21 protein-coding genes are annotated in these 20,285 nt (G+C 57.5%); 18 read left to right on the forward strand and 3 right to left on the reverse strand.

Annotated elements, in window-relative coordinates:
- Positions 1 to 46: 46 nt before the first annotated feature.
- Positions 47 to 1,483 carry a DHA2 family efflux MFS transporter permease subunit gene (locus ABLU96_RS05495; protein WP_025106184.1) on the forward strand — a complete coding sequence of 479 codons (1,437 nt, stop codon included), beginning with the start codon at positions 47 to 49 and terminating at the stop codon, positions 1,481 to 1,483.
- A gap of 165 nt (positions 1,484 to 1,648) precedes the next feature.
- Here ABLU96_RS05495 and ABLU96_RS05500 read toward each other — a convergent pair whose 3' ends face one another.
- Positions 1,649 to 2,434, reverse strand: coding sequence for an SDR family oxidoreductase (locus ABLU96_RS05500; RefSeq protein ID WP_014228700.1), 786 nt, complete (start codon positions 2,432 to 2,434; stop codon positions 1,649 to 1,651).
- 51 nt (positions 2,435 to 2,485) lie between these two features.
- On the reverse strand, positions 2,486 to 3,382 hold the full coding sequence (locus ABLU96_RS05505; protein ID WP_014838004.1) for a GntR family transcriptional regulator: 897 nt from the start codon (positions 3,380 to 3,382) through the stop codon (positions 2,486 to 2,488).
- Between the two features lie 190 nt (positions 3,383 to 3,572).
- Between ABLU96_RS05505 and ABLU96_RS05510 the strand changes: the two genes are divergently transcribed.
- From ABLU96_RS05510 to ABLU96_RS05540, 7 genes are read left to right on the forward strand one after another with little or no spacing between them, the layout of a single operon-like run.
- Positions 3,573 to 4,385, forward strand: a complete 813-nt coding sequence (locus ABLU96_RS05510) for an ABC transporter substrate-binding protein (RefSeq protein ID WP_064405577.1) — start codon at positions 3,573 to 3,575, stop codon at positions 4,383 to 4,385.
- A 28-nt stretch (positions 4,386 to 4,413) separates the two neighbouring features.
- Complete coding sequence (locus ABLU96_RS05515) at positions 4,414 to 5,139, forward strand: amino acid ABC transporter permease (RefSeq protein WP_025106181.1); 726 nt, start codon at positions 4,414 to 4,416, stop codon at positions 5,137 to 5,139.
- Positions 5,136 to 5,876 (forward strand): amino acid ABC transporter ATP-binding protein, encoded by a 741-nt coding sequence (locus ABLU96_RS05520; protein WP_025106180.1) that lies wholly within the window; start codon positions 5,136 to 5,138, stop codon positions 5,874 to 5,876. The genes ABLU96_RS05515 and ABLU96_RS05520 overlap by 4 nt, the downstream gene beginning before the upstream one ends.
- A 13-nt stretch (positions 5,877 to 5,889) precedes the next feature.
- On the forward strand, positions 5,890 to 7,065 hold the full coding sequence (locus ABLU96_RS05525) for a M20 family metallopeptidase (protein WP_064405579.1): 1,176 nt from the start codon (positions 5,890 to 5,892) through the stop codon (positions 7,063 to 7,065).
- Complete coding sequence (locus ABLU96_RS05530; RefSeq protein ID WP_064405581.1) at positions 7,062 to 8,162, forward strand: mandelate racemase/muconate lactonizing enzyme family protein; 1,101 nt, start codon at positions 7,062 to 7,064, stop codon at positions 8,160 to 8,162. The genes ABLU96_RS05525 and ABLU96_RS05530 overlap by 4 nt, the downstream gene beginning before the upstream one ends.
- The gene (locus tag ABLU96_RS05535) at positions 8,149 to 9,318 is read left to right on the forward strand and encodes a Xaa-Pro peptidase family protein (RefSeq protein WP_048263175.1); all 1,170 of its coding nucleotides are present in this window, start codon (positions 8,149 to 8,151) and stop codon (positions 9,316 to 9,318) included. Before ABLU96_RS05530 ends, ABLU96_RS05535 begins: the two co-directional genes overlap by 14 nt.
- 10 nt (positions 9,319 to 9,328) lie before the next feature.
- Complete coding sequence (locus tag ABLU96_RS05540; protein WP_004849574.1) at positions 9,329 to 10,252, forward strand: dihydrodipicolinate synthase family protein; 924 nt, start codon at positions 9,329 to 9,331, stop codon at positions 10,250 to 10,252.
- On the opposite strand, the gene ABLU96_RS05545 is transcribed toward ABLU96_RS05540, so the two are convergent.
- A complete protein-coding gene (locus tag ABLU96_RS05545) occupies positions 10,236 to 11,333 on the reverse strand; it encodes a CTP synthase (protein WP_048263177.1) in 1,098 nt (365 codons plus the stop codon). The genes ABLU96_RS05540 and ABLU96_RS05545 overlap by 17 nt on opposite strands.
- A 68-nt stretch (positions 11,334 to 11,401) precedes the next feature.
- On the opposite strand from ABLU96_RS05545, the gene ABLU96_RS05550 reads away from it, so the two are divergent.
- From ABLU96_RS05550 to ABLU96_RS05595, 10 genes are all read left to right on the forward strand, one after another.
- A complete protein-coding gene (locus ABLU96_RS05550; RefSeq protein WP_014837999.1) occupies positions 11,402 to 12,610 on the forward strand; it encodes a pyridoxal phosphate-dependent aminotransferase in 1,209 nt (402 codons plus the stop codon).
- Between the two features lie 324 nt (positions 12,611 to 12,934).
- Entirely contained in the window at positions 12,935 to 13,666 is a 732-nt protein-coding gene (locus tag ABLU96_RS05555; RefSeq protein WP_348862369.1) for a GntR family transcriptional regulator, read from the forward strand.
- On the forward strand, positions 13,663 to 14,100 hold the full coding sequence (locus tag ABLU96_RS05560; protein WP_014228688.1) for a PTS fructose transporter subunit IIA: 438 nt from the start codon (positions 13,663 to 13,665) through the stop codon (positions 14,098 to 14,100). The genes ABLU96_RS05555 and ABLU96_RS05560 overlap by 4 nt, the downstream gene beginning before the upstream one ends.
- 3 nt (positions 14,101 to 14,103) lie before the next feature.
- Complete coding sequence (locus ABLU96_RS05565; RefSeq protein WP_014228687.1) at positions 14,104 to 14,886, forward strand: PTS sugar transporter subunit IIC; 783 nt, start codon at positions 14,104 to 14,106, stop codon at positions 14,884 to 14,886.
- Complete coding sequence (locus ABLU96_RS05570) at positions 14,879 to 15,658, forward strand: PTS system mannose/fructose/sorbose family transporter subunit IID (protein WP_014228686.1); 780 nt, start codon at positions 14,879 to 14,881, stop codon at positions 15,656 to 15,658. Before ABLU96_RS05565 ends, ABLU96_RS05570 begins: the two co-directional genes overlap by 8 nt.
- 27 nt (positions 15,659 to 15,685) lie before the next feature.
- Entirely contained in the window at positions 15,686 to 16,177 is a 492-nt protein-coding gene (locus ABLU96_RS05575) for a PTS sugar transporter subunit IIB (protein WP_014837995.1), read from the forward strand.
- A gap of 3 nt (positions 16,178 to 16,180) precedes the next feature.
- Entirely contained in the window at positions 16,181 to 16,885 is a 705-nt protein-coding gene (locus ABLU96_RS05580) for a sugar isomerase domain-containing protein (RefSeq protein WP_014837994.1), read from the forward strand.
- A gap of 9 nt (positions 16,886 to 16,894) precedes the next feature.
- Entirely contained in the window at positions 16,895 to 18,061 is a 1,167-nt protein-coding gene (locus ABLU96_RS05585) for a glycoside hydrolase family 88 protein (protein ID WP_064405583.1), read from the forward strand.
- 2 nt (positions 18,062 to 18,063) lie between these two features.
- Positions 18,064 to 18,816: an SIS domain-containing protein gene (locus ABLU96_RS05590; RefSeq protein ID WP_024359664.1), complete on the forward strand. Its 753-nt coding sequence runs from the start codon at positions 18,064 to 18,066 to the stop codon at positions 18,814 to 18,816.
- 50 nt (positions 18,817 to 18,866) lie between these two features.
- Complete coding sequence (locus tag ABLU96_RS05595) at positions 18,867 to 20,279, forward strand: OprD family outer membrane porin (protein ID WP_348862370.1); 1,413 nt, start codon at positions 18,867 to 18,869, stop codon at positions 20,277 to 20,279.
- Positions 20,280 to 20,285 lie beyond the last annotated feature (6 nt).

Here is a 20,285-nt window from a genome sequence, read left to right on the forward strand (position 1 = left end):
TGATCAATGATAGATTTCTTCGCTCATCGTCCTTAGGGGGCTTTTTATGAATATCAATCAAGACAAGCGGGTCAAGGAAACGACCCATCCACGACCGATAAACGCCATACCTCCGACGCTGTGGATGCAGGCGGCCATCATTACCCTGGGGGCGTTTGCAACGATGCTCTCATCAACGATGCTGAGCGCGGCGCTGCCCGCGATGGCCGCCGGCCTTGGCGTGACGGACACGGCAATACAATGGATAGCAACGGCGTATCTTATGGCCCTTGCGGCAGGCGTTCCGCTTAGCGCATGGGCGGCCAGGCGGTTTGGCGCTACGCAGCTTTGGCTCTATGGCCTTATTTTATTTGCGATTTTTTCGGCAGTTTGCGCCCTTTCCCCGCGTTTTGAGGTGCTGCTTGCCGCAAGAGTTATGCAAGGCCTGGCAGGGGGATTACTCGTACCGGCAGGGCAAACGATCCTTGGTCTGGTCGTCGGACGCGAACGTCTGGGGCGGGTGATTGGCACGATTGGCGTGGCGATCGTCATTGCTCCCTTGCTGGGAACATCGCTGGGCGCGGTCCTGCTTGAAATCTGCGGATGGCGAGGGTTATTTTGGATCACGGTGCCGTTCTGTCTGTGCGCCTGTCTTGCCGGATGGAAGCTGCTTCCCCGTCCAACAATAAAAACTGACAGGCCCCTCTCCCTGGACTGGCTGGGACTGGCGCTGGTCTTCTGCAGCCTGCCGATGCTGATGGAAGGCATGAAAGAGCTCAGCCTGAATAGTGGTAAATATGGCTGGAACGTCATCATGCTCAGCGTGGGCGCCCTGTTCACCTGCTTGTTTATTTATCGCTCTTTGCGCATTGAGTCCCCCTTACTGCATCTCGAGCTTTTCAAGCATCGGGGTTTCACTTTATCTGCCGTATTGATGGCTATCGGCGGCGCGGTGAATTTTGGCGGTCAGTTCCTGCTTCCTTTATATTTCCGCGACGTTTGCCATGTAACGCTTGCTGAAGTGGGCCTGCTTCTCACCCCTCAGTTAATCGGCTCGGCGATAGGATTTCCGGTGGCCGGCTACTTCGCTGATAAGCTGGGGCCACGAACGGTGCTTATCATTGGCGGTTTGCTCGCGGCATTTGCCACATTGCCACTGACAATGATTGATGCGGGAAGTCGCTATACGCTTGTGGGGGGCGCAATAGCGGTCAGAGGGTTCGGTTTAGCCCTGGCAACTGTGCCCGCGATGGCTGCGGGCCTGGCTATGGCTGGCAGCCGTCACGTCGCTGATGCCGCACCTGTTCTGAATATCCTCCAGCGCGTTGGGGCGATGGCGGGCGCGGCGCTGGTGACCGCCTGCTACGTCAGATTTGCCCATACCCGGGGGAGCTTAGCCGCGTTTCACCACGCCGGGTGGCTACTTACCGGCGGGGCCGTACTGCTCGCGCTTTGCGCATTATTTATGGTGAACCATTCCACTTTAACAACGCCGGAAGAATAAACCCGTTATACAGAAAATGAATCGCTGTCAGACCCGATCCCAATGCCTGCTGGTTAAATTTGCAGTAATGGATTTCGTTGCCTGCAAAATAAACCATTCGGAGCGGCTGATAGGCAGTCATGCCGGTCCACTGCGAAACCGACCGGCATGACGCATTCTCAGTGACTAAATCGCGCCGATCAATCCCCCATCAACCCGAATCACCGCGCCGGTAATGTAGCCGGCAGGCTGGCTTGCCAGAAACGCAGCGACGGCGCCGTACTCCTGCGGTTCGCCATAGCGCCCGGCCGGAATGCTCTGACGACTCTTTTCGGCGACCGCTTCCGCACTGCTGTTTTCCCGTTGCGCCTTGAGAGCATCCAGCTGACTGACGCGGTCGGTCGCAATGCGCCCTGGCACCATCACATTCACCGTCACGCCGTCGCCAGCCACTTCGCTGGCGAGGGTTTTCGACCAGCCGAGCAGGCTCATGCGCAGCGCGTTCGACAGGGCGAGTCCGGGAATGGGGGTTATCACGCCGGATGAAGTGGTGGTAATAATGCGTCCCCAGCCGCGGCTGCGCATGGCGGGCAGGAGTTTATCGGTGAGCTGAATCAACGAGGCGACCATGACTGAAAACTGCTGTTGCCAGACTGCGCCATCCGTCCCCTGCGCCGGTGCGGGCGGCGGACCACCGGAGTTGTTAACCAGAATATCGATATCGCCCCACCGCTCGCGGATATCGGCAATCACTCGATCAAACTGCTCCGGGGCGGCGAGATCCAACCGCCAGGCGCGGGCAGTACCGCCCAATAAGGTGATACGTTCCACCGTTTGCGCCAGTTTTTCCGCGCTGCGGCCGGTGACCGCCACCTTCACCCCTTCCTGCGCCAGGGACAGGGCAATAGCCTGTCCCAGACCACTGCCGGCACCGCAGACCAGCGCCACACGTTGTTGTATCTGAAAATCCATAAGTGCTCCTGATTGTATTTTCAGAAGCAACATGTGCAAGAACGATGCCAGTTATGCGCGGGCGTTTTTAACATTGACCTGGTCAAAGGCGTATTGCAGATGCGTTCTCATCAACTCTGCCGCCAGTTCCGGCTTGTTCTCTCGCAGAGCATCGATGATGGCAACATGCTCTTCACACCAAGCTTTTACGCGGCGCTTATTGTGATAGCTGCCAAACTCCAGCAGACGGCGCAGCCGGTTTTGTTGCTGAATGGCCTGTAACACGAACAGGTTGCCGCTGGCTTCTGCCAGCAGCTCGTGAAACTCAGCGTCGGTTTCGAAAATCTCTTTTGCCGGCACCTGCGTAATGTCCGGGTGGGTGATGAGCCGCAGATGCCGGGCGCGCAGGCGTTTAAGCATCTGCCTGTCCACATGCAGGCCGGGCGTCAGCAGCGCCGTTGGTTCAATCATCAGGCGAAAACCGTAGCTGTTGCGCAGGGCGACATCGGAGTTGAGGGTTTGCAGGAAGCGCCAGCCGTGCCCCGCGTTACGGGCAATCAGGCCGTCCTCCGATAGCTTCACCAGCGTACGGGTCAGCACGCCGCGATCGACATCATAGCGCTGGCTGATTTCGGTCTGGGTAAACGATTCCGGCAGCGCACCCGCAATACGATCGTGTACCAGCTGCTCGTACAGCTTCTGATCATTGCTCTTGGACTGCTCAATCTCCAGCAGCTCCAGCTCATTGCTGCGTTTAAGCAGGAAAAAGCCCTGATTCGGACGCGCTTCAACCGCCCCCATTCGGGTCAACTCTTTTAGCCCGGCGCGCACCGGCGTACGCGACACGCCCAGCGCATCGGCAAGATGTTGCTCCCGTAAATGATGACCTGGATCGAATTTTGCTTCGGATATCAGGTCGAGTATTTGCCGGGCAATCCGGCGACTGCTCGCAGTGGAGTCAGGCTGCATGGAGAACGGTTCCCTGAAATGCATTGTTGTGATCGATATATACAATATCACGGGCAACAAAACGCAGCAAAACAAAGCAAGGACTGCACGATTAGCGTGCAATACGCACCAGGATGAGACATTTTTTCACACGCTTGATTGTATTTATTGACTCAATAAATTCAATTTAAATCTTAACCAGGAGACGACTATGTCCAGCAATTCTTTACTGTTTCGCCGCGTGCGTACCTTGATGTTCGCGCTGACCGCACTTCCGCTGGTAAGCCATGCAGCGGTGGAAACCATCGCCCCAGGCAAGCTGACCTACGGCACGGCGGCGACGTTTATGCCTTTTGAGTTCATGAAAGAGGGCAAGCTCACCGGCTTCGATATCGACCTGATTAATGCGCTAAGCAAAGAGATCCGGCTGACGCCTGCGCCGATGCCGATGGAATTCAAAGGGCTTATCCCAGCGCTGCAGGGGAAACGTCTCGATATCATCAACTCCGCCATGTACGTCAATCCTACCCGTGCCGCGCAGGTCGACTTCGTGCCATATCTGAAAATCGGCAGCCGCGTGGTGGTGAGCAAAGGTAACCCGGCAAAAATCACCGGACGCGACCTGAGCCTCTGCGGCAAAAACATCGCCGTGACGCTCGGCGGGATCGAAGAGAGCCAGGCCCGGGCAGACAACCAGCGCTGCCTGGACGCCAAAAAACCGGCCATTAACGTCATGACCTTCCCCGCCGCCACCGACTCCGCCGTCGCCGTCGCCCAGGGCCGCGCCGATGCCGAGTTCCTCTCCACGCCGGGGACCGTCGCCCTGTTAACCGAAAAAGCGGGCATGTTTGCCGCGGTTGGCGACGAATTCGAAGCGGATACCCATATCGCGTTTGCCGTGCGTAAAGGCGACACCGAAACCCGGGCCCTGCTGGAGAAAGGTCTCCAGGGTCTCGTCAAAAATGGCACCTATAAACAATTGATTGAGAAATGGAACTTCCCTGACTCCGTTGCCCTTTTCTAAACCGTTTTGCCATTAACCGGAGAAAGCTATGTCGATCGAACTAATGTGGCAGTACTTCCTCTCACCCGAGTTTGTTCAGGGTGCGTGGATGACGCTACTGATTACCCTCTGCTCACTGTTGTGTGGCGTGGTGCTGGGCCTGGTGTTGGCGCTGTTGCAGGAAGCGCCGTTTCGCGCCGGGAGAGGGCTGGCCTTTTTCTACCTGTGGCTGTTTCGCGGGACGCCGGTGCTGTTCCAGATAATCTTTGTCTACAACGTGCTGCCAGGCTTCGGCTTACGCTTCTCCGCGTTTACCTGTGCAGTGCTGGCGCTTTCGCTTAATGAAGGCGCCTACATGGCGGAAATTCTGCGCTCTGGCCTGCAGGCCGTAAAAAGCGGCCAGCGCACCGCCGGCATGGCGCTCGGGATGACCCACGGGCAGATCATGCGAAAAATCGTGCTGCCTCAGGCCGCACGCATCGTTCTGCCGCCGATGGGTAACCAGATGATCAGCATGCTGAAATCGAGCGCGCTGGTGTCGGTTATCGCCGTTCAGGAGCTGCTGCTGGTCGCCAACCAGACCGCCAGCGCCAGCTTCCGCTACTTCGAAGCGCTTTGCGCCGCCGGTCTCTATTACCTGCTGCTCACCAGCCTGTTCATGATCTTCCAGTCGTGGCTTGAAAGCGTACTGGATCCCAAACAGCGGCGCAGCAAGAGCCAGAAGCGACTGACCCGCCTGTTTAAATTACCGAAAATCGCCCGGGAGGAACCATGAGCGAGAAACCGCTGCTGGAGATGATCGGCATTGATAAGACTTTTGGTCGCCAGACCGTGCTCAAGAACTGCTCACTTGAGGTGCAGCGCGGGGAAACCGTGGTGCTGATTGGGCCATCGGGCTCGGGAAAATCCACCCTGCTACGCTGCGTCAACATGCTCTCACCTGCCGACAGCGGCGACATCTTTTTCGCCAGCCAGCACATCAGCCGGGGCGAAGTGCCGGTGCACAAACTGCGTCAGCGTATTGGCATGGTGTTCCAGAACTACGAGCTGTTCTCGCACCTGACGGCGGCGGAAAACATCATGCTGGCCCCAATGACGGTGCTGGGGATGAACCGCATTGATGCCCGCACGCTGGCGGACAACCTGCTGGCGAAGGTGCGCATCAACGAACGCGCGGACCACTTTCCGGACGAGCTCTCCGGCGGCCAGCAGCAGCGCGTGGCGATTGCCCGTGCCCTGGCGATGAAGCCCGAGCTGATGCTCTACGACGAACCTACCTCAGCTCTCGACCCGGAGATGATCCGCGAAGTGCTGGAAGTGATGGCAGAGCTCAGCGCGGAAGGGATGACCAGCATGGTGGTGACCCACGAGATGGGCTTCGCCCGGCGGGCCGCCAACAACATTCTTTTTATGGAAGACGGCGAAATTATCGATCGCGCCAGCACCGGTGATTTCTTCGCCGGCCACGTCAGCGAGCGCGCGCAGCGCTTCCTGACGCAAATATTACATTAATTATGGAGTTCCTATGTCCAGTTACCAGGTTGACAGCGCACGAATGAAAAAGGATTTAGCGACGCTGGTTGCCATCAATACGGAAAATCCACCGGGCCATGAGCGTGAAGCCGCCGAATGTCTGGAAGGCTGGCTGCTGACCGCCGGGTTCGATCTCTCCTTTAGCGAATACGCGCCGGGGCGGACCAACGTTATCGCCGTCCTGCACAATGGACCGGGACCGTGCTTCGCCTTCAACACCCATATCGACACCGTTCCGGCGGGCAGCGGCTGGGCGAGCGATCCCTTCACCCTCAGCGAACGCGATGGCCGCCTGTACGGGCGCGGCGCCTGCGATGCCAAAGGCCCGCTGGTGGCGATGGTTGAAGCCCTGCGTCTGCTGGCCGCCAACCGTCAGCGCTGGTCCGGCACCTTGATGGGCGTGTTCACCGCCGATGAAGAGGTCGCCAGCGAAGGGGCGAAATTTTACGTACGCGACACCCCGCCGGCGATTGATTTCGCGGTGATTGGCGAGCCGACATCGAATGCGACCTTCTCGGCTCACAAAGGCAGCTTGCGCCCTCGCGTGCGGGTAAAAGGCGTCACCGCGCACTCCGGCACGCCGGAGCTGGGGGTTAACGCCATTTACCAGTCCGCGCGCCTTTTAGGGCTGATCGAAGAGGCCCACCACCTGCAGGTGCGTTGCCGCTGCCACGATCTGGTCGGCAACGCCAGCCTGACGGTGACCCGCATCCACGGCGGCCATGCGGACAACGTGGTGCCAGACAGCTGCGAGCTGCTGCTCGATCGCCGCATGGTACCGGGGGAAGACGAAGAGGTTGTTAAAGCCGAACTGCAACAGCTGCTCGACCACGCGTACGCGCGGGCAAACGTGGAAGCGGAAATTATCGCCTGGCAGCCCACCACCGGCGGCGCGACGCAAACCGACAGCAGCGAAGCCATTGTCGAGCAAAGCCTTGCCGCCTGCCGCCGTCACGGACAGAGCGAACCCGGCCCGTTTGGTTTTCAGGGCGGCTGCGACCTGGTGCATTTCCGTTCGCTGGGCGCAAAGGGCGTGGTGATTGGCCCCGGCTCGCTGGCCGTGGCCCACAAGCCCGATGAATTCGTCCCCGTCGATGAATTTATCGCCGCGGCAGATATCTATCTCGATATTGCGCTCGCCATGCTGCCGCCGGCGTCCGATTTATGAAAGCGCAGCTCTTTCGGGGAGACCTGCATTACGCCGGCGTGACGCTGCATACCGCCGCCTCCGGCCCGGTGACGGCGCTCGACACCCTCTGGTTGCGCCTGGAGGACCGTGGCGTGACGGGGATTGGCGAAGTGCGTCTCAACATTCGCTACCTGCACGGCTACCGCGAAGAGCAGGTGCTGAACAACCTGCTTCAGCGTCTCAACGGTTGGGACTGGCGCCAGGAGCCCGCGGCGCAACTTGCCGCGCTGCACGAGGAGGACCGCACGCTGCTGCCGCCGTCGCGCATGGCGCTGGATATGGCGTTGCACGATTTGATGGCGCGTCAGAACGGGGTCAGCGTTGCCGCCTGGCTGGGGGCGCCAGCTGGCCTGCCCGCCTGGCACACCAATCAGACGCTGTTCTGGGGCAGCGAAGCAGAGATGCTGGCGCAGGCGCAGCGCTATGTCGATCGCGGTTTTACCCAGCTGAAGTTACGCACGGGGGTAGCGGATTTCGCCACCGACCTGGCCCGCCTGCAAAAGCTGAGGCTGCGGTTTGGTCAGCAGATTTCGCTGGCGATTGACGTGAACGGCCAGTGGTCGCTGGCGCAGGCTCACGCGGCGTTCCCTTATCTGCGCGAGCTGAATCTCAGCTATATCGAACAGCCGTTAAGCCCGGCAAACGATAGCCAGCTTGCTGAACTGTACGGCTACGGCATCCCGATCATGCTCGACGAAAGCCTCAACAGCGAGGCGGCCATCACCCGGCTTATCGCCGCCAAAGGTGCGCTGTGGGGGCATCTCAAGCTGGTGAAATTGGGGGGACTTGCTCCGACGCTTGCCGCCGCCGGTCGTCTGCGACTCGCCGACGTGCCGTTCATGATTGGCCAGATGAATGAAGGCCATGCCGCCACCGCCGCCGCGCTCCAGCTGTGCCGCGTGGTACAACCGGCATTTGCCGAACTGTATGGCGCCGATGGATTAACCGACGATCCCGTCAGCGGGCTGGAATACCGCAATGGCATGGTCGCCGTTAACGACTCTCCCGGTCTGGGCGTGCAGTTCGATGCCGCGCGGGCCAACTTACTCCAGGAGTTTAATGATGCAAGATGTTAACAATGTGATTCAGGGCAGCGAGTCCGCCTTTCGCGCCGACGAATATGCGCAGCGCATTCAGCGTACCCGCGAACGCTTAAGCCGCGCGGGCGTGGACGTGATGATCGTGACCGGCCCGGAAAACATTTTCTGGCTTACCGGTCAGCAAACGCCGGGCTATTACACCTTTCAGGCGCTGCTGCTGCCGGTAGAAGGGGATCCGGTCTTTGTGATTCGCCAGCTCGAATACTTTAACTTTATCGCCAACACCTTTATTTCAGACGCCGCCATCTACCAGGATGGCGATAACCCGGTGGATTTTCTGGTGGGCATGCTGCAACAGCGCGGCTGGCTCAACAAACGCATTGGGCTGGACAAACGCGGCTGGTTCCTGCCGATTGCCGTCTATGAAGCCCTGCAGGCGAAGCTCGGCACCATCGCCGATACCGCGGGCGTCATCGAACCGCTGCGCGCGGTGAAATCGGCGGCGGAGGTGGAAAAAATCGCCCTCGCGGCGCGCTATGTGGATGCGGGCATGCGCGCCGGGATGGCGGCGATTGGCAGCGGCGCGGACGAAAACGCGCTGGTCTCCGCGATGATGGGGGCCGCTATTGCCGCCGGTTCCGAGTATGTCGGCATGGAACCGCTGGTTTCTACCGGCCCACGCAGCGGCGTGCCGCACGGCACCTGGCGACGTCGGGTGATGCAGGATAACGATCCGGTCTTTCTGGAGATGTCCGCCGCCCACGATCGCTACCACGCCGCGATGATGCGCTCCGCCTGGCTGGGCCGTCCGCCCGCTATCGCCATCGAAATGGAAAAAGTTTGTCAGGAAGCCCTGCAGGCCGCCCTCGACGCCATTCGTCCGGGCGCCACCTGCGAATCGCCGCACCTGGCCTGCCAGAAGGTGATCGACCGCGCGGGATTCACCGAAAACTTCAAAAAACGCACAGGTTACTCCATCGGTATCGCCTTCGCGCCGGACTGGGGCGAAGGCGGCATTCTCAGCCTGTACAGCGGCGTCACCACCGAGCTGCAGCCTGGCATGACCTTCCACATCCCGCCGGCCCTGCGTATCTACGGTCAATTCACCGTCGGCGTCAGCGAAACCGTGGTGGTGACTGAAACCGGATATCGCCAGCTGGGTTCCCTGGCTCGCCCATTAACGCTGCTGTAAGGAAAGAAAGATGAAAGATATCAACGAGTGCCGTGAACGTCTGCGCGGCATTTTCAACATCACCGTCACCCCGTTCACCGCCAGCGGCGCGATCGACTTCCCGGCGCTGCGTGAAAATATCGAACGCGTGATTGATCTGGGCTATGACGGCCTGCTGATTGGCGGCACCTACGGTGAGTTTCCGGTAATGACCGTCGAAGAACGCCGCGAGCTGTTTCATGAGGTGATGGGCTGCGTGGACGACCGCGTGGCGGTGATGCTGTGCAGCGCCAGTTCCGACCCGCGCGACGCCCGCGAGCTGACCCTGCTGGCAAGCGAACTGGGCGGGCTGCCGATGGTCACCGCCCCCTTTGTTAGCGAAATCACTGACGAACAGATCGTCAGCTACTTCAATGAGATGGCGCCGTTATCCAAAACCGGCATTCTGGTGTACAACGCGCCGGGCATCGGCATCACCCTCTCCCCGGCGCTGCTGGAACGGCTGGCAGAGATCCCGAACGTGGTCGGCATCAAACAGGGCGATCTCAACCCAACCGCCATCGATCAGATTGCCAACCGCCTGCGCGGGCGGCTGCGTTTGTTCTGTGCCTCCGATCTGGCTTTCCTCGGGCCGATGATGGCCGGGTTTGACGGCATCAGCACGACCAACAGCGGCGCGCTGCCGGAGCTGATCGTCAATACCTTCCGCGCCGTAGAACGGGGCGACGCCGCCACCGCCCGCGATTTGCATCAGCTGTGGTACGCGTATCGGGCGCTGGCGCGCAAACACGGTCAGCCGCAGCTGGTGAAAGCGGCGATGGCGCTGCGCGGCTTTAACGGCGGCACCGTACGCGCACCGTTAAAACCGATCGGCGACGCGGCGCTGGCAGAGCTGACCCGCGTAATGCAGGAGCTTGCCAGCGACCATCGCAGCGGGGTTACGCTGGCGCGTTAAGCGCCGCCTGTAGGAACGCGACGAACAGCGGATGGGGCGCATCCGGGCGGGACATCAGTTCCGGATGCCCCTGAACCCCGTGCCAGAACGGCAGCTCAGGCTGGGAAACGGCTTCCACGATACCGTCGCTTTGCGCGCTCACGCTGACCCCGCCGGGAGACAGCGCCGGCAATAACTCGGGGTTAAAGCAGTAGCGATGGTTGTAGTGCATTTCGCGGATATCGCCGGGGATAAGCCCGGAGGAAAAAGGGAATACGCCGCAGCGATGACGGCCATCGGCAAAGGGAACAAAGCTGTGCAGGGCTTCATCGGGGGCGACTTCCGCGGGAATGGCCGATTCGAAACCCGGGCTTCGGCGCACGGCTGCGGTCATCATGCTCTGCATTCCCAGGCACAGCCCCAGCGTTGGCTGCCCGCGGGCCAGGGTCTCTTCCGCCACGCGGATTTGTCCGTTGACCGCCGCCATCGAGGAACCGCCTGGCAGCACCACGCCCTGGAAGGCCTGAAGCTCGTGTAATCCCGTGGACAGGCTGACCGGCGCAAAGAAATGGACCTCCAGGTTCAGCCCCAGCGACGCCGCGGCATCGCCCAGCGAGCCGAGCGTGGCGGGATAGACCAGACGGTGGTCCGCCTCGCGGCCAATCAGCGCGATGCGCAAGGACCCGCCGGCAGACGACGACACGCCGCTATCCCAGCGGCCGTAGCGGTCGGTGGTGAGATCTAACAGCGTGTGTTGCCCATCGCTGAGCGTCAGGCGGTGGCGGCTGTCGTCGCTGTAAAGCCGCTGGCCAGGCAGGTCGGCGATAAGCGGCGCCTGCGAGGACGCCAGCACAATGACGGCATCTGATGACGGCAGGCGGGCGATATCGCGCACCTCTTCACGCAGCGTATCGCTGCGCCAGAGGCCGCTGGTCACGCAGTACCCTGCACGAATGACGTGCTGGTGGCTATCGGGTACATCCCCGGCGAAGTCGGGGCGAAGGCTCCAGAGGGGCAACCCAAGACGATTGGCCCACAGGCTGGCGGTGATACCGTAGCGGGCGGGCGCGGAGCTGTTATCGAGAATAAAGATCGGTGACACGGCGAGTTTCCTGCTGATGTTGGGTACCTAATTGTATTAATTGAATCATTAGATACAAAAGAGGATTTATGAATAACAGTCAAATCGCCCGTCGTATGCAATCCGTACGGCCTTCTCCGACCGCGGCCATTTCTGACCAGGTACGGGTACTGGAAGCCGCAGGCAAGCAGGTTATCAACCTGGGCGAAGGGGAACTGGATTTTGCTACCCCGCCCCATATTAGCTATGCGGGCATTGAAGCTATCGTGCATCACCAGACTAAGTATACCGCCGTTTCCGGCACCGCAGCGCTCAAGGCGGCCATTGCCGCCAAGTTCGCTCGCGACAATCAGCTGCGCTACCGTCCGGAAGAGATCATCGCCGGGAGCGGCGCCAAACAGCTTATTTTCAACGCCTTTCTGGCAACCCTGGACGCCGGGCAGCAGGTGATTATTCCCGCGCCCTACTGGGTCTCTTACCCGGATATGGTCTCTCTGGCCGACGGCGAACCGGTGATTGTGCCCTGCGATGAACAACACGGCTGGAAGCTGACGCCGGAACAACTGGCCGCCGCCCTCACCCCGTCAACGCGCTGGTTGATCCTCAATTCGCCGGGCAACCCGACCGGGGCGATTTACAGCGAACGGGAGCTGCGCGCGCTGGCAGACGTGCTGGCGGACTACCCGCAGGTGCTGGTGATGGCCGACGACATTTACGAGCCGCTGCGTTACGACAATACCCCGTTCACCACGTTTGCTCAGGCCGCGCCGCAGCTGGTTTCGCGTACGCTGACGGTGAACGGCGTGTCCAAAAGCCACGCCATGACCGGCTGGCGTCTGGGCTATGCGGGTGGGCCGCAGTGGCTCATTGCCGCCATGCAGATCCTGCAATCACAAAGCACCTCCAACCCAAGCGCGATTTCGCAGGCTGCGGCGGTCGCTGCCCTTAACCATTCGGCGGACTTCTTAGACGGCTGGCTGCACACGCTGGATAAGCGCCGTCAGCAGGTGCTGGGGATGATTGCCGCCACCGAGGGCCTGAGCGCTGGCATTCCCCAGGGCGCATTCTATGTGTTTGCCAACTGCCAGCGGCTCATTGGGCGAGTGACGCCCACCGGCGAAACTCTCCGCGACGACAGCGGACTGGCGAACTGGCTGTTAGAACACACTCAGGTGGCCGTGTTACACGGGTCCGCATTCGGCATGCCGGGGTATTTACGTATTGCCTACGCGGTGGAAGATGGGCTGCTGACGCAGGCCTGTCAGCGGATTGCCGAAGCCTGCGCGCAGCTGCGTTAGGGCACGCAAGCACCACAATGGCGCCCTGTAAAAAGAAAACCCCGCGCGATGTACTGGCCGGGGTTGTTGAATGCGGGCGCTCCGTTTTCTCAGCTCGCCAGCGCAATAGCGCGGCAATCAGTTTGCGTTCACGCCCGGCCGCTGCGGCAAAAATTCCTCGCCCCTGCCCCCTCCGTCGGGGCGAAATTGCGAAATGCATCACAGTCCAGGAAATAACTTAACAGGTTAACCGGTTAAGTTGGGTTGAGAGGTTGATCGGACAATCGGGTACGGGTATCGTAAGCCTACGAAATAAAATAAATGTAAACAGAAACTGGCGAAACAATGAAAGCAACGGCACAGTCAACGAAATACCAGGTGATAAAGGCAGCACTGTTAGATGAAATAAGAAACGGTACTTTTAAACCCGGGGAAAAATTCTACAGTGAGTCGGAATTAAAAGAGCGTTACTCCGTCAGTTCCGCCACGGTTATTCGCGCTATTCACGAAATGGTCAATGAAGGCTACCTGATTCGCTATCAGGGTAAAGGCACTTTTGTTTCGAAAGCCAAACGTAATGAGAACATTATTTTCTCAGAATCAGATAACGATTTAAAAGGCATGCAGTCGGTTAAAGTTATCGCCTGTGAACTGGAAAACGATCCGTGTATTAAAGAAAAACTCGGGTTAAATGATGATGAAAGATATTATCGTATTGCGCGCTTAAAGTTTGATAATAACAAACCTTATGCATTACAGATTTCGCATATTCCGGCCCGCTACTTCGCCAGTCAATTGACGATTAAGAATTCGGTACTCAGCTCTATTTATGAGGCTTTTAAGGTTAACAATGGTCTTGATATGTACACCATGCCCTATCGGCAGACCATCTGCGCCCTGACCGATGCTGCGCCAGAAGTCCTGCAGCACCTTGAGCTCACGGCTCACCAGCCCGTTATCATGATGAAACGCTATACCCACGACGAGCAAGGTCAGGTGATTGAATATATTGAGACCTGGAAACGGTTAGAATCATTTTATATTGAAATAAGAACGCCAGATAAGGGGGCAGGATGAACCAATTATTATTAATCTCTCATGGGGGTTTCGCCAGCGGTGCCAGACAGGCCACAGAATTAATACTCGGAGCGCAGCCAAACCTTCATGTAGTTGAACTGGATGGTGAGAAAGGGATAGCAGTATTTAAACAGGAACTTCTCGATAAAATCACCATCCTTAGCGCAGCAAAATCCAAAATTATTATCCTCTCTGATTTAAAAAGTGGTTCGCCGTATAACTCCGCAATGGAGATTATTGTCACTAACAACCTATGGAATAATATCACCCTACTCTCTGGGATGAATTTAAACTTAATTCTGGAAATGGCCATGGCAATTGATGAAAGTCACTCGCCAGCCTCGCTGAATGAAATAATAACTACGGCGCGTGATGGTATTTACCATTTACAGCAGGCAGCGCTTGCCGCCCACACAGACGACGGAGACGAGTAAAAAATGGAGCACATTGCGGTCTGGCAGATAGCGTTACTGACGCTTTATTCAGGGCTGGCGATATACGACGGCAACAACACGACGCTTGGGTTAGTGAAACCGAGCATGGCGGGCTTCTTTGCCGGTCTCATTATGGGCGATATGACCACCGGGCTTATCGTCGGCGGCACCCTGAACCTGCTGGTACTGGGCGTGGGCAACTTCGGCGGCGCGTCGATCCCGGACTACATGACCGGTGCGGTGCTGGGTACCACTTTCGCGATCATCAGCGGCCAGGGCGCGGCGTTTGGCGCCACCATTGCGGTGCCGATTGGTCTCTTAATGGTACAGCTGGATATCCTCGCCCGCTTCAGCAACACCTTTATACATCATAAGGCCGACAGGCTGATTGAAGAGGGTCAGGTGAAGGCGGCGGCCAGGATGAACCTGCTGGGCCAGGTGCCTATTTCGCTCTCGCGTATGCTGCCGGTGCTGTTGGCGCTGATCCTCGGGGCAACCTTTGTTAATGACGTCGTGACCTGGATCCCCGCGTCCATCATGAACGGTCTTAAAGTCGCCGGTGGCCTACTGCCTGCGCTGGGTATCTCCATCCTGCTGCGCTATTTACCGATTAAGAAAAACATCTCGTTTCTGATTCTGGGCTTTTTCCTGGCGGCCTATCTGAAAGTGCCGGTGCTGGGCGCCGCGCTGCTGGGTCTGGCAATTGCGCTTTACGTCTTCAACTCAGAAAAACAGGTAACGCAAACTACCGAATCCCCGGCAAATGGAGCAATGGGCGATGAATAAAGTATTAAAACGCGTGTTCTGGCGCTGGTTCCTGTTCGGTCAGTCAGGCTGGAACTACGAAAAAATGCAGGGTCTGGGCTATCTGTACAGCATCTATCCGTTCCTTGAGAAAAAGTACGCAAAACCCGAAGAGCAGAAGGACGCGGCGAAGGTACACAGCCAGTTCTTTAACACCAACAACACCATGGCGCCGGGGATCCTCGGGGTGAACATCGCCCTGGAAGAGCAGACCGGGCTTGCGGGCAAAGATGCGGTTGCCGGGATCAAAACCGGTCTGATGGGGCCTCTGGCGGGCATCGGAGATACGCTGTTCTTTGTTATTCCGACCACCATTATCGGTTCTGTCGCGTCGTACCTCGCGCTGCAGGGCAACCCGGTGGGGCTTGTTCTCTGGCTACTGTTCGCCCTGGTTCGCATGCTGTTTATGCGCTTTAGCATCAGCAAAGGGTATCAGGAAGGGGTCAACCTGCTGGGGTCTTTGACCAATAGCCTCAACAAAATTACCCGCGCAGCCAATATTCTCGGACTGACGGTTATCGGGGCGCTTATCCCCTCGGTGGTGAAGGCGAATCTTAATTTCGAATTCAGCTACGGCGAAGTGTCGCTCAAGCTGCAGAGCATTGCCGACCAGATTATGCCCGGGCTTATTCCGCTGCTGGTTGTGGGGTTCACCTGGTGGCTGCTGGGGCTCAAAAAGATGAACTCGACTCGGGTCATTTTTGTCCTGATTGCTTTAGGTATTATCGGCTACAACCTGAATATTCTCGGTTAAGTAACACATTGATTTAAGGAACTTATCATGAAAGGTATTGTGCATATTCGTGTCGATGACCGGCTGATCCACGGCCAGGTGGCCACCCGCTGGGTAAGCCACTTCAACGCCAACCGTATTATGGTGATTGACGACGCCGTAGCTGCAAACGACGTAGAGAAAATGCTGCTGCGCAGTGCAGCCCCGGAAGGCTGCAACACCTCTATTCTCTCTTTTGAGAAAGCCAGCGCCAATATCCTCGCCGGCAACTACGACGGTCAGCGCGTACTGATCCTGCTGAAGACCCCGGAGCTGGCGCTGAAGCTAATGAACGCCGGGATTGCCCTCCCCCAGCTCAATATCGGCAATATGTCCAACAAAGACGATCGCCGCCAGATCAAACGCTCGGTCAGCGTCAACGATGCTGAGATTGCGGCCATCAACGCGCTGCTGGAAAAAGGCGTGGCGGTGACGGCGCAGATGACGCCGGAAGAGCCGAACGCCTGTATCACCACGTTTTTAAAAGCCGATAAGGGATAAGGGATGTCACCACATCAGCAGCAGTATTATCAGCATGTTTTAGCGACGCTGAATCAGGTGTTTCTTACTCAGAGCGCTGAAGTTGAGCAGGCGGCGGCGCTGTTTGCCGAGTGCGTCAAAGCCAACGGCATTATTCACGGCTTTGGCTCCGGCCACTCGTTTGCCGCGGCGGTTGAGCTGGCCGGTCGTGCGGGCGGCCTGGTCAATACCAAAGCCATTGACCAGTTCTATGGGCCAACCGGCTGGTTTGATTCGCTGAAAGGGATTGGCGACATCTTCTCCGGGCTGCTCGATCTGCGCGAGTCAGACTGCTTTGTGATTATCTCCAACTCCGGCACTAAACCGCTGCACGTTGAGCTGGCACGCAATGTCAAAGAGAGGGGGCTGAAGCTGGTGGTTATCACCCGCTACGCCGGTGAGTCGACGCCAACGAGCGAGAGCATTCGCGACTATGCCGATGTCATTCTCGATAACGGCTGCCCGTCCGGTGACTGCACGCTAAGTATGGATAACGGCAACATCATGACCGGTCCGGTGTCCTCGCTGTCTGCGGCCTTCATCATCAATAACGTGGTGATCCGCTGCATCGAGATGCTGCTGGAACAAGGTATCGCGCCGCCGGTGATGCGCAGCATCAATCTGCCCGGCGGTAAAGAATACAACGACATGCTGATGAGTCAGTACAAAGAGCGCGTATTCACGCTGTAGGGAAAAATCATGAAAGAGAGTCTGTCGAATCGCCTCACACCGCTGCCCTTTCCTGCCCTCACGCCCGACGCCTGTCGGGATGAGCTGACGGCGTGCGCGCGGCGCATCGCGCGTAACATGGGTCTGTACGGCGAGAAATTCCCCTCAGCCTGCACGATCCATAATCGCTACGTTCTGAAAGAGAATAACGACTGGACCAACGGATTCTGGACCGGGATGCAGGCAATGGCCTGGGAGTTCAGCGGCGATCGCGCCTACCTGGACGGCGTTGAACGCAACGTGGCGAGTTTTAAAGCCCGCCTGGCGGCGCACCACGTCCTCGATCACCACGATATCGGCTTCCTTTATAGCCTGTCGGCAGTCGCGTACTGGAAACTGACGGAGCGCGAAGCGCTAACCCCGCTTATTCTGGCGGCGGCCGATCTGCTGGTAAACCGTTTTCACCCCAGCGCCGGTTTTATCCAGGCCTGGGGGACGCTTAACGACCCGCAGGAGTACCGGCTTATTATCGATTCATTGATTAACCTTCCCCTGCTCCACGTGGCGGCAAAGATCAGCGGTGAATCACGTTATCGGGAAGTGGCTGAACGCCACTATGCGGCGGTCATCAACAACATTTTTCGCGAAGACGGCTCCACTTTCCATACCTTCTATTTTGACCAGACAAGCGGTGCGCCTTCGCACGGGAAAACCTTTCAGGGCTACAGCGATAACTCCTGCTGGGCCCGCGGCCAGGCGTGGGCCATTCTCGGCATCCCGCTTCACTGGTCGGCTACCGGCGAAACCGACCACTACGAACGGTGGCAGCAGGCCTGCGAGTATTTCTTCCGCTACCTGCCGGAGGACGGCGTTCCCGCCTGGGATCTGCTGCTGGCTGCAGATCCGGACGCCCCGAAAGACAGCTCCGCGCTGGCGATTGCGGTCTGCGGCCTGCTGGAAGCGCATAAGCACTTTCCGGATGCCGGTTACCAGAAACTGGCGCGTCAGTGTCTGCTGGCATTAATGCGCGGCGCGTCTGCCCGCGATGATGATGTCTGCGAAGGCTTACTTAAACATGGTGTTTACGCCTATGCCCTCGGTAAAGGCATCGATGAATGTAATCTCTGGGGAGATTACTTCTATATGGAAGCGTTATACCGAGTCTACCAACCACAATGGTCAGGATACTGGTTATGACAATGATTCAGAGCTATTTAGATATCGTCCAGAAAAAACTTAACGACATTACTCAACAGCAAAGCCATAAAATCACTTCCACCGCCGTGGAACTGGCAAAAATCATTAACCAGGGAGGTGTAATTTATATTTTCGGCTGCGGCCACTCACATATTTTCGCTGAAGATGTATTTTATCGTGCCGGAGGAATCGCCCCGGTTCGGCCAATATTTATCGAACCTTTAATGTTACATCAGGGGGCGGCGGCCTCATCATATTATGAAAAACAGAATGACTATATTGCTGAGCACCTGGAGAGATTCTCGATCACCAGTAAAGATGCGCTGATTGTTATCTCAACTTCCGGGATTAACCCCGCTCCGGTCGATGCAGCGCTCTGGGCAAAACAGCACGGGGCATTTACCCTGGCGCTGACCAGCTTTCTGTATGCCGAGACCCAACCGTCGAAGCACAAGGCTGGCCTTAAGCTGCGGGACTGCGTGGATGTCGCCATTGATAACCAGGTGCCCATCGGTGATGCGGTGCTTTCCCTTACGGAGCATGCAACGCCGTTCGCGCCGGTTTCCTCAATGACCGGGCTGTTTATTATGCACACCCTGTTCGCGGAAATCATAGCGAACCTGGGGAGTGAAAATAAATCTCTGCCGGTATTTTTGAGCGGTAACATTGCGAATTCCGCAAAACATAATGAATATCTTCTCGAAAAATACGGTGCGCAAATCCCGGAGCTCATAAATAACACGAGTTTTAAATAAGCAGTACATCCCCTCGCCCTATAATACATGGTTTTATAAGGTATATAATAATGACAAGTCATAGACTCAGAGTTTCTCTGTGTACACCGCTGTTTCTTTTTATTGCCGCAGATGCCTTTGCGGAAGAAGAAACGGATTATGAAGCGCCTTCTCAGTTTGAGAAAGCGTTTTATGATGAAGGCAAATTAAATCTCAATACCTCACTATATATTCGTCATCGTGCTGTAAAAGACCCCGCGACCGGTAAATACGGACTGGGTCCAGCCGGGATCCAGAACCAGACCGGTAACGTGGCAATTAGCTATATTTCAGGCTATTACCAGGACGTTATTGGCTTTGATTTCTGGGGCAACGCCAACATTAAGCTCGGGCATACCGTCGGTCAGTCGGAGATCCTTTACTACGACTACGATTGCGGCGAGCCGGGCAAGTTCAGCCCGTGCGAGAAGTCCTACATGAGCGTGTCGGTTGCCGCACTCAAGCTCAACCTTGGCGATGCAGGCACCAACTTCAAGCTGGCCGCGGGCTATACCCCCATTAACTCCGGTACCGTAAAAAGCAGCTGGGGCCTCAACCCTCACGCTTTTCGCGGGTTTGACAGTGCCCTGACCCTCGACAAACTGAGGCTGACCTACGCCTGGGCCGACCGCTTCAAGAACGACTGGAGCCGTGATTTTAAACCGATGACTACGGCCTGGCACCAGAACAACGCCGCCGGACTCGATGACAACGGCAAAACCATTAAAGCCGGTGCAATCATCGATTACATTCACACGGTGGGCGCAGTCTATAACTTTGGCAGTACCGTGCTTGACGTGGGCTATGGCGAAGGTAAAGGCTACCGTCGCAACTGGCAGGCACAGGTAGAGCGTCACGATACGTTGACAAAGGATGTCTCCCTGCAGAGTAAGCTCTTCTACCAGGGCGCGCGCTACATTGAAGATCTGTCGAAAATTAAAGATCCTGCAACGGAATATTATGTGGGGGTTGGTTTTAACCTGAGCCACGACAACACCGTGTGGTCCCTTGGCTATAGTCAGAACTACGCCCCGAACACCGGAGATTACAACTTCCGCTTAACCCCGTGGGCGAACTCCGATAAGCGTGATTATCAGCCGACGCTGTCGCAGCTGGAAGACTTTAACGTTTCCGGCGCCCGCGCGGTTCGTTTTGGCGTGAGTTATAACTTTGCCGATCTTAATCTACCGGAGTTAACCCTGGCCGGTGCCGGAACCTACGGCTGGCACGTGGTTAGCGATGTCAGTAAAACCGGTTCGACGAGAAAGTACGACGGGAGCATGGTGTCGTTCGATCTTTCCGCTCGCTATCAGGTGGCGGACGGCATGGCGAAAGGCCTCTCCTTTACCCTGCTCCCGGCGCTCTTCCGGGCGACAGACAGCAACTATAAAACCGATCGTAACGACGTGAAGTTTATCGTCGGCTACAGCATCAATATCTTCTGAGCCCGC

The organism is Klebsiella sp. CN_Kp106, assembly GCF_040064575.1.
Lineage (GTDB): Bacteria > Pseudomonadota > Gammaproteobacteria > Enterobacterales > Enterobacteriaceae > Klebsiella > Klebsiella michiganensis.

Coding starts and splice junctions, on each gene's coding strand:
- ABLU96_RS05570 (WP_014228686.1), top strand. CDS start 14,879: ATGAATAAAGTATTAAAACGCGTGTTCTGGCGCTGGTTCCTGTTCGGT.
- ABLU96_RS05580 (WP_014837994.1), top strand. CDS start 16,181: ATGTCACCACATCAGCAGCAGTATTATCAGCATGTTTTAGCGACGCTG.
- ABLU96_RS05595 (WP_348862370.1), top strand. CDS start 18,867: ATGACAAGTCATAGACTCAGAGTTTCTCTGTGTACACCGCTGTTTCTT.
- ABLU96_RS05550 (WP_014837999.1), top strand. CDS start 11,402: ATGAATAACAGTCAAATCGCCCGTCGTATGCAATCCGTACGGCCTTCT.
- ABLU96_RS05530 (WP_064405581.1), top strand. CDS start 7,062: ATGAAAGCGCAGCTCTTTCGGGGAGACCTGCATTACGCCGGCGTGACG.
- ABLU96_RS05525 (WP_064405579.1), top strand. CDS start 5,890: ATGTCCAGTTACCAGGTTGACAGCGCACGAATGAAAAAGGATTTAGCG.
- ABLU96_RS05510 (WP_064405577.1), top strand. CDS start 3,573: ATGTCCAGCAATTCTTTACTGTTTCGCCGCGTGCGTACCTTGATGTTC.
- ABLU96_RS05590 (WP_024359664.1), top strand. CDS start 18,064: ATGATTCAGAGCTATTTAGATATCGTCCAGAAAAAACTTAACGACATT.
- ABLU96_RS05520 (WP_025106180.1), top strand. CDS start 5,136: ATGAGCGAGAAACCGCTGCTGGAGATGATCGGCATTGATAAGACTTTT.
- ABLU96_RS05585 (WP_064405583.1), top strand. CDS start 16,895: ATGAAAGAGAGTCTGTCGAATCGCCTCACACCGCTGCCCTTTCCTGCC.
- ABLU96_RS05565 (WP_014228687.1), top strand. CDS start 14,104: ATGGAGCACATTGCGGTCTGGCAGATAGCGTTACTGACGCTTTATTCA.
- ABLU96_RS05575 (WP_014837995.1), top strand. CDS start 15,686: ATGAAAGGTATTGTGCATATTCGTGTCGATGACCGGCTGATCCACGGC.
- ABLU96_RS05505 (WP_014838004.1), bottom strand. CDS start 3,382: ATGCAGCCTGACTCCACTGCGAGCAGTCGCCGGATTGCCCGGCAAATA.
- ABLU96_RS05540 (WP_004849574.1), top strand. CDS start 9,329: ATGAAAGATATCAACGAGTGCCGTGAACGTCTGCGCGGCATTTTCAAC.
- ABLU96_RS05560 (WP_014228688.1), top strand. CDS start 13,663: ATGAACCAATTATTATTAATCTCTCATGGGGGTTTCGCCAGCGGTGCC.
- ABLU96_RS05535 (WP_048263175.1), top strand. CDS start 8,149: ATGCAAGATGTTAACAATGTGATTCAGGGCAGCGAGTCCGCCTTTCGC.
- ABLU96_RS05495 (WP_025106184.1), top strand. CDS start 47: ATGAATATCAATCAAGACAAGCGGGTCAAGGAAACGACCCATCCACGA.
- ABLU96_RS05555 (WP_348862369.1), top strand. CDS start 12,935: ATGAAAGCAACGGCACAGTCAACGAAATACCAGGTGATAAAGGCAGCA.
- ABLU96_RS05500 (WP_014228700.1), bottom strand. CDS start 2,434: ATGGATTTTCAGATACAACAACGTGTGGCGCTGGTCTGCGGTGCCGGC.
- ABLU96_RS05515 (WP_025106181.1), top strand. CDS start 4,414: ATGTCGATCGAACTAATGTGGCAGTACTTCCTCTCACCCGAGTTTGTT.